This is a genomic window from Catellatospora coxensis, assembly GCF_016862635.1.
Classification (GTDB): Bacteria; Actinomycetota; Actinomycetes; order Mycobacteriales; family Micromonosporaceae; genus Catellatospora; species Catellatospora coxensis.
In genome coordinates, this window is the sequence record NZ_BONI01000006.1 from 152018 (window position 1) to 166166 (window position 14149).

Below are 14149 nucleotides of genomic sequence, written 5' to 3' on the forward strand. Positions count from 1 at the left end.
GTCCCATCAGGACTTTCGTCAGGGAGTGAACCGGTGCTTCGTGCGTATTTCGCGCGCCACAAGTCTGCGTCGACCTGGGCCAGATCCATCCTGCACGAAGCGGCCTTCGCGCTGAACCTCAAGGTCGACACGATCCACGTGCCGGACCAGTGGGCGCCGTACGACAGCCTCGGCGACTACATCCGCGCCACCCGCCCCGACCTGCTGATCATGACGAACGCCAAGCCGGAGTGGGTGGACACGCTGCCCGAGACGCGGGCCTTCCACCTCATCCGCGACCCGCGCGACATCGTGGTCTCCGGCTACTTCAGCCACCTGCACAGCCACCCGGAGGTGGTCGGCGGGGTGCCCTGGCCCGAGCTGGTGGCGCACCGGCGCAACCTGCGCACCCTCGACGAGGCCGGCGGCCTGCTGGCCGAGGTGGAGTTCAGCGGCATGTTCCTGGACCCGATGGCGCAGTGGGACTACGCCCGCGCCGGGGTGCTGGAGGTGCGCATGGAGGACGCCATCACCGACCCGGTGAAGTCCTGGAGCGCGATCCTCGGCCACCTGGACCTGCTCACCCCGGAGGGCTCCGGACCGGAGCAGGCCCGGATGGCCGCGGTCCGCTGGAACGTCGCGGCCCGCCGGGGCATCCCCAAGGCGCTGGCGTACCCGCGCCACGTGCTGCCCCGGCTGCCGCTGCGCCGGCTGCCGGGCGCCTACGTGGCCGACGCGTGCGCCCGGTTCTCGTTCAACCGCCTCGCCAAGGGCCGCGAGCGCGGGCAGGAGGACGTGCACAGCCACTACCGCCGCGGCGTCGCCGGGGACTGGCGCAACCATCTCGCGGCCGAGCACCTGACCGCGTTCCGGGCCCGCTACGGCGACCTCGTCGAGCGCCTCGGCTACGAGTGGTGAGCCGGAGGTTCGCCGTTGACGCGCAGGGCCGCGCCCGCGGCGTCGAGTGCCCGCTCGCACTCGTGCGCGGTGGCGGCCACCGCGGTGGCGTACGCGACCCGGCCGTTGACCGTGCCCTGCGGCGGCGGTGAGCGCCGGTCGCCGGGGTCCGCGAGCAGCGCCAGCTCGTCCACGGCGCTCGGCAGCCCGGCCCGGTCGAACGCCAGCGTCTCGATGACGGTGTCCGGCCGCGCCGGGTAGAAGAAGCGCACCGCCGCCACCAGCTTGCGGTCGGGCTCCGCGACCGGGGGCAGCCCGCAGGCGACCGCGGCGGCGGCCAGCGCCACGTCGACGCCGGTGGCGCGCAGGCCCAGGTACGGGATCATGTCGCCGCCGAGCCGCCCGTTCACCTCGATGATCCGCGGCCCGCGCGAGGACAGCTTGATCTCGGTATGGGTGACGCCGTCGCGGAACCCGAGGGCGGTGTGCGCGTCCTGCAGCAGCCGCAGCAGCTGCGGATCGTGCAGCAGCGGGTCGTCGCCGTGCACGTAGTGCCCGATCTCGATGCAGTACGGCGGGTGCCCGATCTCCTTGCGGGCCAGGCACAGCGGGGTGACCCGGCCGTCGTGCACCGCCGCGTCGACGCTGATCTCCTCGCCGTCGACGTACTCCTCCAGCAGCACCTGCGGCCGCCAGTCCGGGAGCGCGCCGTGCCGCACGGCGCTGGTGAACTCGTACGCCGCGGCCAGCTCCGCCGGCTCCGCCACCTTGATCACGCCGACGCTGAGCGCGAGGTCGCTGGGCTTGAGGATGACCGGGTAACCGATGCGTGCGGCCTCGGCGAAGGCCTGCGACAGCGAACCGACCGGCACCGACGCGGGCTGGGCGACCCCGGCGGCGGCCAGGGCCCGGCGGGTCAGCAGCTTGTCGCGGCAGCGGGCGGTGACCGCCGGGTCGCCGGGCAGGCCCAGCGCCACGGCCAGCTCGGCGGTCTGCAGCGTGCGCGCCTCGTCCCAGGTGAACACGCCCGCGACCGGGCCGCCGGGCAGCCGCTGGGCGGCCTCGGCCATCGCCGTCACGTCCAGCAGGCTGCCCAGTTCGGTGGCGCCGGCGACGTAGTCCAGCTCCCAGGTCGGCGCGACCCCGGTGAACACGTGCACCCGGTAGGCCGGGGCCAGCGAGCGGAGCAGGTACTCCCGGAACTCGCGCTTGCCGGTGCGGACCATCAGCAGCAGTGGACGATCGTCGTGGACGGCCATGCCTCTTCCTCTCGACCCCGGTGGTGCCCGATGTGCGGGACCGGCACGGGCAGCCGTGCCGGTCCCGCGGTGTCAGCGACGGCTCAGGACAGCAGCCACAGCGGCACGAAGTCGGCCATGGCCTGGTATCCGGCGTCGTTGGGGTGGATGTGGTCGCCGCTGTCCCACTCGGCCCGCAGCTTCGACGGCGCGGCCGGGTCGCGCAGCAGCTGGTCGAAGTCGACCACGCCGGTGAACTCGGCCCGGTGGGTGCGGAGGTACTCGTTGATCGCCAGGCGGCTCTGCTCCTTCTCCGGCGTCCAGGACGAGAAGCCCTCGAACGGCGTGATCGTGGAGATCACCACGTCCACTCCGGCAAGCCGGGCCTGCGCGGCGAGCTGCCGCAGCCCGCCGATGACCTTGTCGGCCGGGTCGGCGTAGATCTGCAGGTCGTTGATGCCGAGCGCGAGCACGACCGTCTGCACGCCGGTCTGGCTGAGCACGTCGCGCTGCAGCCGGGCCAGGCCGTTCACGCCCAGTTCGGCGTACCCGATCTCGGTGCCGTCGTGGCTGACCGCGTTGCCGGCCAGGCCCTGGTTGAGCACGCCGACCTCGGTGTGCGGGGCGTGCCCGGCCAGCAGGCGCGCGGCCAGCCGGTCGGTCCAGCGGGCGTTGCCGTTGATCGTGGACTGGCTGCCGTCGGTGATCGAGTCGCCGAGCACCACCACCGAACCGGGCGACCTGCGGCTGAGCACGTCGACGCCGGTGAGGAAGAACCACGAGTTGCGGGTGCCGGTCAGGGTCGCGCCGGTGGGCTCGGCGGCGGTGTCGCCGCTGCCGTAGTACGTCGCCTGCCGCGAGGTCCAGTGCCAGGTCGCCGGGCCGGTGGCGACCGGCAGGTAGATGCTGACCACCAGGTCGGACAGCTCGGGCACGGCCACCGGCAGCGGGTCGCTGACGATCTGGCCGCCCTTGGGGATGGTGATGCCGGGCGCGCCGTTGAAGGTCAGCTCGGCGACGCTGGCGGGCAGCACGTCGGTCAGCGCCGGGGTGGCCGCATCGGGCCGGGCCACGGTGGCGTGCCCGATGGTCACCGCGCCGGTGCCGAAGGTGTTGGACAGCCGGATGCGCGCCGCGCTGCCGCCGACCGAGGTGTGCACGATCATGCGGATGGTCTGGTCGGCGAAGCCGGTGCCGGACAGGCCCGCGCCCGCCCCGGTGGGCGCGGCCGACCAGGAGCCGACCCACTCGTCCTTCGCGCCCGCGGTGGCCCCGCCACCGGGCCCGGCCAGCACGCCGAGGGTCGTGGCCAGCAGGGCCGCGGCGAGCAGCGCCCGCCGCGTCGAGGGGTGCTTCACAGGTTGAACCTCCTTGGCGCGGCCGTCCGGCCACGCGCCGTCGTGGGGAGCTGCGGCCCGGCCGCGGACTCAAATTACGAAGAAATGTTTGCACGAGTCAATATCTGCCGACTCAGCTGATTGGACGGTCCGGACAGCTTTACCGCCTGGCGGTGTCAGCGGTGGAGCACACCGAGCTGCGGCACTATGGTGCGAACATGGACCTTCGTGACCTCGACCGGCGTGCGCTCGCCGCGGCCGCAACGGCCGTGAACCGTGTCAAGCGCGCCGATCTCGCCCGGCCCTCGCCGTGCGGCGACTGGACTCTCGGCCAGCTGCTCGGGCACATGATCGGGCACAACCGCGGCTTCGCCGCCGCGGCGGCCGGCAAGCCCACCGATCCGGCCGTCTGGGACGACCTGACCCCGCCCGCCGACCCCCGCCGGGCGTTCGCCGACTCCGTCGCCCTGGTCACCAAGGCGTTCAGCGCGAAGACGCTGCTGGACCGCAAGATCGAGGTGTACGGCTACGGCGCGTTCACCGCCCAGACCGTGCTCGGCATGCACTTCGTCGACTTCCTGGTGCACGCCTGGGACGTGGCCAAGTCGACCGGCTCGGACGCCGTGCTCGACCCTGACCTGAGCACGTCGGCCATGAAGATCGCCCTGCGCTGGCCCACCGACCGCCCCAGCAAGGCCTTCGGCGTCATGGTCGAACCGGCCGCGGACGCCCCGCCCGGCGATCGGCTCGTCGCCTACCTGGGCCGCTCCCCCGGCTGGCCGGGCGGCCACTGAGCCGACGCGGCCCGCAGCTCGGTCAGCGTCGACTCGAGCTCGCGCAGGTTCGCCCGCACCGCCGCCGCCCGCAGCTGCGCGTCCCGGCGGCGGGCCAGGTGCACCTCTTCCACCGTCTCGTACACCTCGGGCAGCTCCAGCGCGGCGACGTGCTGGAGCGCCGCGGCGGACGTGACGGCGTACGGCCGCGCCAGCCGCCGCCTGCCGCGGCGGGCGGTGACCGTCCAGCCGCCCCCGGCGTACGCCAGCGTCACCGACACCGGCACGGCCGGCCCGGTGTCCACCAGCCCCATCCGGCGGCCCAGCTCGGACAGGTACTCCTGCCACAGCGGCACGTCCGGGGCGGCCCTGCCGGAACCGATGTCGTTGATCTGCCGCCACATCCGCCACCCGAACACCGGCGTCAGCGTGGCCGCGAAGTAGGCGACCCCGGCCAGCCACAGCCCGCCGGACAGGCCGAGCGTCTCCACCGCCCACGCGCCGACCATGCCGCCCAGCGGGATGCCGCCGAACGTGATCGCGCCGGTCAGCCCGAACACGCGGGTCTGCATCGCCCGCGGCACCCGCTCGAACATCAGCAGCCCGTACGTCGGGTTCACCGACGACATGGCCATCCCGGACACGAACGACACGGCCAGCGCCACCCGCAGGTCGTCGCTGAGCGCCAGCACCAGGAAGCGCGGCGCGCCGCCGACGAAGTATCCGATCACGAGGGTCGCGTACCGCGGCAGCCGCATCACCAGCGCCGCGAACGCCGCCCCGCCCGCGATCGCGCCGAGCGCGAAGGCCCCGCCGATCCAGCCCAGCGCCACCGGCGAGCCGAGGTGTTCGCGTACCCACATCGGGATGAAGACGACCGCGCTGGCCTGGTTGAACAGGTTCGTCACGAACATCATGCCGACCAGGCTGCGCAGCAGCCGCTCCCGCCGCACGAAGCCGAACCCGGTGCGCAGCCCTTGCCAGTAGGATTCCTGCGCGCCCCGGGCCGGGTGGTTCTGCTCCCGGGTGATGCGCACCAGCACCACGACCACACCCGCGCAGGCCGCGAACGTCGCAGCGTCGGCCCAGATCGCGCCGACCGGGCCGAGCCACGCGATCAGCACCCCGGCCACCGCCGCGCCGATCACCATCGCCATCCGGTTGAGCGCGGAGAAGACCGCGGTGACCCGCGCCATCGGCGTGCCCGACGCCTCCACCACCGGCGGCAGCAGCACCCGCTTGGACTTGTCGCCGACCCCGCGCAGCGCGCCCAGCGTCGCGACGAGCGCCACGAGCACGGTGAAGTCGCCGCCACCGAACGCGGCGATCGCGCCCACCACCAGCGCGCTGCCCAGGTCGGTGCCGATGGACACCTCGCGCACCCCGAACCGGTCCGCCAGCGGCGTGCCGAAGATCCCGGCCAGGATGTACGGCAGCGCCTCGGCGAACGCCACCACGCCGACCTTCGTCGGATCGTCGGTCGTCACCAGGACCAGCCAGGGAATGGCCAGAAAGGACATACGCGAGCCGACGGTCGACACCAGCTCGGCGCCGAGCAGCCCGATCAGCGCCGCTCTGCGCCGCATCGCCACCTCCTGGACCAGGCCCGGCGGGGCCGTCCTGCCGGCTCGACCCTACCGACGAGTTTCGATCTCCGTCCATACCGGCCGATCGGATGATCGCGCTCGACACCTTCCCGGGCCGCCGGTGCGGCCATAACATCAGCGGGTGAGGTTGGAGCTGCGGCACCTGCGGGTGGTCTGCGCGATAGCCGACGCCGGCAGCGTGACCAAGGCGGCGGCGGTCCTCGGCCTGGCCGCGCCCGCGCTCACCACCCAGTTGCAGCGCATCGAGCAGGCCTTCGGCGGCCGGCTGTTCGAACGTGACCGCCGCGGCGCCCGCCCGACCCCGCTCGGCGAGCTGGTGCTGGCCCGCGCCCGGGTGCTGCTGCCCGCGGTGCAGGGATTGCAGGACGAGGCGACCCGGTTCGCCGGGCTGGCCCGCGACTCGGGCGGCGACGGGCTGCCCGGGTACCGGATCGGCGCGGTGAACGGCCCGCTCATCGGCGGCGTGGTGCACCGGCTGGCCGCCGCGCAGCCCAGCGCGCAGCTGAGCACGTACCCGTCGTGGTCGTCGGCGGAGCTGGCGGCGATGCTGGCCGACGCCCGGCTCGACTTCGCGTTCATCGGTGCCTGCGGCGAGGCCACCCCGCCCGACGACGGCCGCCTGAGCTGGCACACCGTCGCCATAGCACCGGTGTTCGTGCTGCTGCCCGCCTCCCACCCGTACGCCGACGCCGACGAGATCGAGCTCGCCGACCTGGCCGGCTCCCGCTGGGCGGCGACTCCCGGCGACGGCTGCTTCGCCGACTGCTTCGCCGCCGCCTGCGCCCGCGCCGGCTTCACCCCCAGCCCGATCCACGAGAGCGACCTCGGCGGCTGCTCCGACCTGGTCCGCGGCGGCAGCGTGGTGGCCCTGTGCCAGCCCACCTTCCGCGAGATCGCCGGCGTACGCACCGTCCCCCTCGCCGGCACCCCCCTGCGCTGGCGCCACCTCCTCGGCTGGCACCCCGACTCCCCCGCCGCCCGCGTGGCCCCCCGCCTGATCCGCTACGCCGAAGAGTCCTACACCGACGCCACCACCCAATCCCCCGCCTACACCCGCTGGCTGACCCACCACCCCCACCCCACCACCCCCACCTCCCCGCGTTGATCATGAACTTATGGGCAGGTTCGACGGCGTGTCACCGCCACAACTTCATGATCATCCAAACCGGTGGGAGCCCGGACAGGTAGCGCCGGGGCGGGATGGGATGACACGTTGATCCCACGAACGCCGTTAGCCTGGCTAAGCTCACACGGTGCTCAGATTCCGTGCGCCGGTGACGGCGGTGCTCGCGGTGGTGACCATGTTCAGCCTGCAGGGCTGCATCGGCGTCGGCGACTCGTGGACCCGCGACCAGGCCACGCCTGAGAGAGTCACCTCACCCGCCGCCGCCCGGCCCACCGGAAGCCCCGCCACCGCGGGCCCGGCCACCACCACGACGTCCGGCGGCGCGACCATCAGCCGCGTGGAGTCCAATGTGGCCGCCGTCGGCAACCCGACCTGCGGCGGCGTGCCGCCGCAGACCGTCGCGGTGACCGCGGAGATCGCCGACGGCGGCACGCCGGTGACCGCCAAGGCGCGGTACACGATGACCGGCGGCGACTACACCGGCGAGGTCACGCTGACCCGCGACGCCACCATGGCCCGGTACACCGCGACCCTGCCCAAGCTGGAGAAGAAGCACTTCACCGGCGCGGCCACGAACATCTTCGTCACGGTGACCATCCAGGGCGCCACCGCCCAGCAGGGCTTCACCTCCATCACCGTCACCCCCTGCGGCGGCAGCACCCGAGCCTGACCAGATACCGCCTCGCGGCCCGCCGAGCACGTCCGGCGCGGTGCCGGGCGACCGGCGCGGCTCAGCGAGAGACCGACGGCAGGCGGCGCAGGAAGTGCCGATCCGCCGGCGCGATGTCGGCCACCGGGCGGCTCGCCGCGAGCACCACGTCCAGCGCCCCGTCCGGGTCGGCCGCGTAGTGCCCGCTCGCCCACGCAGCGTTCGCCTCGATCACCGCCCACTCCGGACGCCCGGTCGCCGGGTCCGCGAGCAGCCCGACGTCGATCACCACCGCGCTCGGCAGCTCGGGCATCCCCGCGGCGAACAGCCCCGCCGCGAATGCCGATGCCTCCGCACACCGCGCGTCCTCCGCGGACGTGGCGAGGTCCAGCTCGCCGCCCACGGCATACCTGCTCGCGGCGAGCACCCGGCCCGCCGCCACGAACAGGCGGAACTCCACCTCGAACGCCACCACGTCGCTGATCAGCACCGCGGTGCCGTCCTCCAGCACGTCCGTGCCGGGCAGGTCCGCCCCGGACGGGTACACCCTCGCCGGGAAGCTCTTGTCGTCCGGCGGTTTCACGAACGCGGGCCGGTCCAGCAGGCGCGCCTGCGCGAGCGTGGTGAAGACGATGTCGCGGCGGGTCGCCTCGCGCGGCAGCCGGGCCAGCCAGTCCTGATCCGGTTCCAGCAGCCCCGCGCCGAGCTCCGCACCGACCGCGTCGGCGAACAGCGGCCCGGCGTAGAGGTGCGCCCCGGGGTGGCCCGCCAGGTGCTCGGGCAGCCGCCAGGTGTGCAGGGTCTCGACACGCATGCCGCGCCGGCGCGCGGCGTCCGCGAAGGCCAGCCCGGTCTCGGTCACCCGCGGCGGCAGGATCAGCACTCGTTCCACGCCGCGCCATGCTGCCAGCCTGGGCGGTGCGGGACCAACCCGATTCCCGTTCGCCGCCGCACTGCCACCCGGGGTTCGACCAGCTCGGGCGAGAGCGGTCCGCCGCCGGGCCGGGTCAGGCCGCTTGCGCGGCGGCGGGCGTACGCCCCCGCCGGATCGCCCCCGCCCCCGGCCGGGTCACCACCTCCCGCGGCGAGCCCACCTCGTGCCCGTCCGCGCAGGCCAGCGACACGTGCACGGGCGACCCGCAGTCCCGGTGCACCATGTCCACCGGCGGCCCCGCCGGATCGGCCAGATACCGGTCACCCCACTCCCGTACGGCGACCAGCACCGGATACAGGTCGAAGCCCTTCTCGGTCAACCGGTACTCATGCCGCTCGCGCTCGCCCGGCTCCCGGTACGGCACCCGGCGCAGCACACCCTGCTCGACCAGCATGGCGAGCCGGTTGGCCAGCACCTGCCGGGGCATGCCGCTGTGCTCGCGCATGTCCTCGAAGCGGCGGATGCCGTTGAAGACCTCCCGCAGCACCACCAGGGTCCACCGCTCGCCGAGCACGGCCATGGCCCGGGCGACGGTGCAGTTCTCGGCCGACCAGTCGAGTGCGCTAGGTCTCACCCCACCAGGCTAAGTCTCGTTGACAGACTCAGCAACCGCCTGCGAGGCTGAGTCCATGACCCAGACCCAGACCGAGCCGACAGCGCCCCTGGCGGCCGCGGAGCGCACGCGCACCTTCTCCTGGTCCGACCCGCGCCGCAACGCCGCCGAGCTGGGCCGGTTCAGCGGCCTGGAGCTGCTGCAGGCGATGTCGCGCGGCGAGCTCCCGGCCCCGCCGGTGATGCACCTGCTCGGCATGGACGGCCTGGAGGCCGAGGAGGGCCGCGTCGTGGTCACCATGCGCGCCCAGGAGTTCCACTACAACCCGCTCGGCGGCGTGCACGGCGGCATCCTGGCCACCCTGCTCGACACGGCCGCCGCCTGCGCCGTGCACAGCACGCTGCCCGCCGGCACCGCCTACACCTCACTCGACCTGACCACGAAGTTCCTCCGTCCGGTCAGCGTCGACTCCGGCCTGCTGCGCTGCGAGGGCACCGTCATCTCCCGCGGCCGCCGCACCGCCCTCGCCCAGTCCCAGCTCACCGACGACCGGGGCCGCCTCCTCGCCCACGCCACCTCCTCCTGCCTCATCTTCGAGGCGTAAGGACAAAGGAAGGGCACCTGCACATCGCGATAGGTAGCGCAAGGGCACCTTCTTAACGCGGCCCCAGCGTTCACCTGCGGCGATGACCCAGCCGCCGTGGCCGCACACCCGCCGCCCGTGACGCCGTCCGCGTCACGGGCGAGGTGACGGCGTACCCCCCGAAGGTCCGTTGAGGCGCACCCCATCGGCTTGGAACCATGTCCATCAATCGATGCGCGATCCGTCCCACCGGGCGGAGCTCATCAGGGGAGGACATGTGAGGGCCACCAGAATCGTCCTGGCGATCGCGACCGCCGCCACCGTGGCAGCCGGCCTCGTCGGGATCACCGCACCCGCCCAGGCGGCGCCGTCCCACGTGGACGGCGTCGCGCTCGCCGCCTCGCTGGGCGACGACCGCAGCGCCGGCAGCTATGTCGACACCGCCGGGCGCACCGTCGTCAACGTCACCGACGCCGCGGCCGCCGACGCGGTACGCGCCACCGGCGCGCAGGCGCGCCTCGTCACCCGCAGCACCCGGCAGCTCGACCGGCTCCTGGCGGCGCTGGACCGCGGCCTGGTCGGCACCGCCTGGTCGGTCGACCCGGTGAGCAACCAGATCGTCGTGGACGTCGACAGCACCGTCACCGGCGCGCGCTACACGGGCCTCGCGCAGGCGGTCGCCCGTTCCGGCGGCGCGGCCCGGCTGCAGGCGGTCGCCGGGCGGCTCACCCCGACCATCGGGGCCGGCGACGCGATCTACGGCGGCGGATACCGCTGCTCGCTCGGGTTCAACGTGCGCAACGGCAGCACGTACTACTTCCTGACCGCCGGGCACTGCACCGACCTGGCCAGCGAGTGGTTCGCCAACGCCACCCACACCACCAAGCTCGGCGACCGGACCGGCACCAGCTTCCCGGGCAACGACTACGGCATCGTGCGGTACACCAACACGTCCGTCACCAAGACCGGCGGCTTCAGCTCCGCCGCGAACCCGGTGGTCGGCCAGTCGGCGACCCGCCGCGGCAGCACCACCGGCACCCGCTCGGGCACGGTGACCGGCCTGAACGCGACCGTGCACTACGCCGAGGGCACCGTCAAGGGCATGATCCGCACCGACATCTGCGCCGAGGGCGGCGACAGCGGCGGCCCGCTCTACTCCGGCAGCACCGCGCTCGGCCTCACGTCCGGCGGCTCGGGCAACTGCCGGACCGGCGGCATCACCTACTTCCAGCCCGTGGTGGAGGCGCTCGGCAAGTACAACGTCTCCGTCTACTGACCGCCGAACGCGGCGATCCCGCACGGGCCGGTCGACACGTCGTCGTCCGCTCCGTGCGGGATCGCGCCCGCGCCTCAGAGCGTGTTGGCCCGGGTCACGTCGCGGTACCAGAGCGCCGAGTCCTTCGGGTAGCGGCGCTGGGTCTCGTAGTCGACGTACACCAGACCGAAGCGCTTGTCGTAGCCGAACGCCCACTCGAAGTTGTCCAGCAGCGACCACGCCAGGTAGCCCCGCACGTCCGCGCCCCCGGACAGCGCCGCGTGGACCGCGCGCAGGTGGCCGTCGAGGTACGCGATGCGCTCCGGGTCGGCCACCCGGTCCCCGGCCCGCGCGTCGGCGTACGCCGCGCCGTTCTCGGTCACCATCAGCGGCGTGCCCGGGTACTCCCGGGACAGCCGCAGCAGCAGGTCGGACAGGCCGCTCGGGTCGACCGTCCAGCCCATGTCGGTGACCGGGCCGGGCTGCGGCAGGAACGCCACCCCCTCGCTGCCCGGGTACATCGGGTGCGCCGCCGCGCCGACCTGGGCCCGTACCAGGGCGGGCTGGTAGTAGTTGATGCCCAACAGGTCGATCGGCGCGCCGATGACGGCGAGGTCCCCGTCGGCGATCGCGTCCGCGGCCCCGAACCGCTCGAACAGCCCCAGCATGTCCAGCGGGTACCGGCCGCGCAGCACCGGGTCCAGGAAGATCCGGTTGAGCACCCCGTCGACGCGCCAGGCCGCCGCCACGTCGTGCGGGTCGCCCGGGTCGTCGGGGCTGACCCGGGCCAGGTTCACGGTGAGCGACAGCTCCCGTACGCCCGCCGCGCGCAGCGCCTGCGCGGCCAGCCCGTGCCCGAGCAGCAGATGGTGCGCGGCCCGAAAGGCCTGCCGGTTGTCGGTGTGCCCCGGCGCGTGGTCGCCGCTGGCGTACCCGAGGAACGCCGCGACCCACGGCTCGTTCAGCGTGGTCCAGGTGCCGACCCGGTCCGCGAGCCGGGACGCGGTCACCGCGGCGTACTCGCCGAAGTACGCCGCGGTGTCCCGGTCCCCCCAGCCGCCCCGCCCGTGGGACTGCAGCGCGAGCGGCAGATCCCAGTGGTAGAGCGTCACCATCGGCTCGATCCCGTGCGCCAGCAGCTCGTCCACCAGCCGGTCATAGAAGTCCAGCCCGCGTACGTTGACCGGCCCGGTCCCGTCGGGTTTGACCCGCGGCCACGCGATCGAGAACCGGTACGTGCCGATGCCCAGCTCGGCCATCAGCGCGACGTCCTCGCGGTAGCGCCGGTAGTGGTCGCACGCGACGTCCCCGGTATGCCCGGCGAACACCCGCCCGTCCCGGCGCGCGAAGCTGTCCCAGATGGACGGCCCGCGCCCGTCCTCGGCCGCGGCCCCTTCGATCTGGTACGCCGCCGTCGCGGCCCCCCACCGGAAGCCCTCCGGGAATTGCAGCGTCTCCGCCGCCACCTCGGCCTGTGCCATCTGGCTCATCCCTTCACCGCGCCCTGCATGATGCCGCCGATCAGCTGCTTGCCGAGCAGGCCGAACACGAGCAGCAGCGGCAGCGTGGCCAGCATCGTGCCGGTCAGCGCCAGCGAGTAGTCCTGCACGTAGCCGGCCCGCAGCTGGGACAGCGCGACCTGGACCGTCTGGTTCTCCGGCGAGGCCAGCACGACCAGCGGCCAGAGGTAGTCGTTCCAGACGTTGAGGAAGGTCAGCATGCCGAGCACGGCCGCGGCGGGCCGGGCCACCGGCAGCACCACGTGCCAGAACAGCCGGTGGGTGGCCGCGCCGTCGATGCGCCCGGCCTCCAGCAGCTCGGTCGGCAGCGCCTCGGACAGGTACTGCGTCATGAAGAACACACCGAACGCGTTGACCAGGGCGGGCACCGTCACCGCGAGCAGCGTGTCGTGCCACTCCAGCTTGGTGACCAGCATGAACAGCGGGATGATGCCGAGCTGCATCGGCACCATCATGGTGCCGACCACGGTGAGCAGCAGCGCGGTGCGCCCCTTGAACTTCAGCTTCGCGAACGCGAACCCGGCCAGCGTCGAGAACAGCACCACCGAGGCGGTGTTGACGCCCGACACGATCACCGAGTTGAGCAGCGCCTGGTCGAACGGCACGGTCTCGAACACGCGCTTGATGTTCTCGATCAGGTTGGCGCCCGGCAGCACCGGCGGCGGCACCTGCGAGAGTGCGGAGTTGTCCTGGCTGGCCACGACGACGCTGAAGTACAGCGGGAACGCGGTCAGCATCAGGACCCCGGTCAGCGTCAGGTAGACGAGTCTGCGTGTCATCGGGAGCTCCGGATCCGGCGCGTGATCAGGTAGTTGACGGCGGCGGCGAGCACGATCAGCCCGAACATCACCCAGGCGGTGGCCGAGGCGTAGCCGAACTCGAAGCCCCGGTTGAAGCCGTGCTCGTACATGTAGAGGGTCAGGGTCTGGAACTGCCGGTCGGGGCCGCCGATGATGCCGTTGGGCCCGCCTCCGGCGAACAGCTGCGGCTCGGCGAAGACCTGCAGGCCGTAGATCGTCGACACGATGACCACGAAGATGATGGTGGGCCGGATCGACGGGATGGTGATCTTCCGGAGCTGCTGGCCGGCGGTGGCCCCGTCGAGGGTGGCCGACTCGTACAGCTCCTTGGGCACGGCCTGCATCGCGGCCAGGAAGATCAGCGCGTTGTAGCCGGTCCACCGCCACGTGATCATCGCGGCGATGGCCACGTGCGAGGACGCGACCCCCGCCTGCCAGTCGATGCGCCCGAGGCCGAAGCTCTCCAGCAGCCAGTTGATCAGGCCGAAGTCGCGGCCGAACAGCTGGCTGAAGATGACCACGACCGCGACCACGCTGGTGACGTTCGGCAGCAGCATGCCCAGCCGCCACAGCGTCTTGGCGCGCAGCGGCCGGTTCACCAGGTGCGCCAGGATCAACGCGAGGATCAGCTGCGGGATGGTGGACAGGGCCAGGATGGACAGGGTGTTGCGCAGGGCGTTCCAGAAGTACGGGTCGGCCAGCAGCTCGGAGTAGTTGCCCAGGCCCACGAACGAGTGCTCGTCGGACAGCAGGCTCCAGTCGTGCAGCGACACCCAGGCGGTGTAGCCGAGCGGGAACAGGCCGAAGACCGCGAAGAGGATGAAGAACGGCGAGATGTAGACGTACGGGGACAGCTGCGTGTCCGCCTTGTAGAGCCAGGTGCGCACGGAGCGCTCCC

At 72.9% G+C, this 14149-nt stretch carries 14 protein-coding genes; 6 read left to right on the plus strand and 8 right to left on the minus strand.

Annotated elements, in window-relative coordinates; translation table 11 throughout:
- The first annotated feature begins 33 nt into the window (after positions 1–33).
- Entirely contained in the window at positions 34–897 is an 864-nt protein-coding gene (locus Cco03nite_RS05370; protein WP_203689037.1) for a hypothetical protein, read from the plus strand.
- Here the strand turns inward: Cco03nite_RS05370 and Cco03nite_RS05375 are convergent.
- Together Cco03nite_RS05375 and Cco03nite_RS05380 are read right to left on the minus strand one after the other, a co-directional pair.
- Positions 885–2135, minus strand: a complete 1251-nt coding sequence (locus Cco03nite_RS05375; RefSeq protein ID WP_203689039.1) for an ATP-grasp domain-containing protein — start codon at positions 2133–2135, stop codon at positions 885–887. The two genes, Cco03nite_RS05370 and Cco03nite_RS05375, sit on opposite strands and share 13 nt — an antisense overlap.
- Before the next feature lie 83 nt (positions 2136–2218).
- The gene (locus tag Cco03nite_RS05380) at positions 2219–3472 is read right to left on the minus strand and encodes an SGNH/GDSL hydrolase family protein (RefSeq protein ID WP_239167131.1); all 1254 of its coding nucleotides are present in this window, start codon (positions 3470–3472) and stop codon (positions 2219–2221) included.
- A gap of 197 nt (positions 3473–3669) precedes the next feature.
- Between Cco03nite_RS05380 and Cco03nite_RS05385 the strand changes: the two genes are divergently transcribed.
- A complete protein-coding gene (locus Cco03nite_RS05385) occupies positions 3670–4245 on the plus strand; it encodes a TIGR03086 family metal-binding protein (protein WP_203689040.1) in 576 nt (191 codons plus the stop codon).
- Here Cco03nite_RS05385 and Cco03nite_RS05390 read toward each other — a convergent pair.
- Positions 4206–5810, minus strand: a complete 1605-nt coding sequence (locus tag Cco03nite_RS05390; RefSeq protein ID WP_203689041.1) for an MFS transporter — start codon at positions 5808–5810, stop codon at positions 4206–4208. The two genes, Cco03nite_RS05385 and Cco03nite_RS05390, sit on opposite strands and share 40 nt — an antisense overlap.
- Before the next feature lie 142 nt (positions 5811–5952).
- Here Cco03nite_RS05390 and Cco03nite_RS05395 point away from each other — a divergent pair, with 142 nt between their 5' ends.
- Together Cco03nite_RS05395 and Cco03nite_RS05400 are read left to right on the plus strand one after the other, a co-directional pair.
- Positions 5953–6936: a LysR family transcriptional regulator gene (locus Cco03nite_RS05395; protein ID WP_203689042.1), complete on the plus strand. Its 984-nt coding sequence runs from the start codon at positions 5953–5955 to the stop codon at positions 6934–6936.
- A gap of 148 nt (positions 6937–7084) precedes the next feature.
- Positions 7085–7627, plus strand: coding sequence for a hypothetical protein (locus tag Cco03nite_RS05400; protein ID WP_203689043.1), 543 nt, complete (start codon positions 7085–7087; stop codon positions 7625–7627).
- A 61-nt stretch (positions 7628–7688) separates the two neighbouring features.
- Here the strand turns inward: Cco03nite_RS05400 and Cco03nite_RS05405 are convergent, their stop codons facing one another.
- Complete coding sequence (locus Cco03nite_RS05405; protein WP_239167132.1) at positions 7689–8498, minus strand: ATP-grasp domain-containing protein; 810 nt, start codon at positions 8496–8498, stop codon at positions 7689–7691.
- A 115-nt stretch (positions 8499–8613) separates the two neighbouring features.
- Positions 8614–9114 (minus strand): winged helix-turn-helix transcriptional regulator, encoded by a 501-nt coding sequence (locus tag Cco03nite_RS05410; RefSeq protein ID WP_239167133.1) that lies wholly within the window; start codon positions 9112–9114, stop codon positions 8614–8616.
- A 55-nt stretch (positions 9115–9169) separates the two neighbouring features.
- Between Cco03nite_RS05410 and Cco03nite_RS05415 the strand changes: the two genes are divergently transcribed.
- Both Cco03nite_RS05415 and Cco03nite_RS05420 read left to right on the plus strand, forming a co-directional pair.
- On the plus strand, positions 9170–9697 hold the full coding sequence (locus tag Cco03nite_RS05415; protein ID WP_203689044.1) for a PaaI family thioesterase: 528 nt from the start codon (positions 9170–9172) through the stop codon (positions 9695–9697).
- 256 nt (positions 9698–9953) lie between these two features.
- Positions 9954–10952: a S1 family peptidase gene (locus Cco03nite_RS05420; RefSeq protein WP_239167134.1), complete on the plus strand. Its 999-nt coding sequence runs from the start codon at positions 9954–9956 to the stop codon at positions 10950–10952.
- Positions 10953–11026: 74 nt separating this feature from the next.
- Here Cco03nite_RS05420 and Cco03nite_RS05425 read toward each other — a convergent pair whose 3' ends face one another.
- From Cco03nite_RS05425 to Cco03nite_RS05435, 3 genes are read right to left on the minus strand one after another with little or no spacing between them, the layout of a single operon-like run.
- Positions 11027–12421 (minus strand): GH1 family beta-glucosidase, encoded by a 1395-nt coding sequence (locus Cco03nite_RS05425; protein ID WP_239167135.1) that lies wholly within the window; start codon positions 12419–12421, stop codon positions 11027–11029.
- On the minus strand, positions 12418–13230 hold the full coding sequence (locus Cco03nite_RS05430) for a carbohydrate ABC transporter permease (RefSeq protein ID WP_203689047.1): 813 nt from the start codon (positions 13228–13230) through the stop codon (positions 12418–12420). Before Cco03nite_RS05430 ends, Cco03nite_RS05425 begins: the two co-directional genes overlap by 4 nt.
- Positions 13227–14138, minus strand: a complete 912-nt coding sequence (locus Cco03nite_RS05435; protein WP_239167136.1) for a carbohydrate ABC transporter permease — start codon at positions 14136–14138, stop codon at positions 13227–13229. The genes Cco03nite_RS05430 and Cco03nite_RS05435 overlap by 4 nt, the downstream gene beginning before the upstream one ends.
- Positions 14139–14149 lie beyond the last annotated feature (11 nt).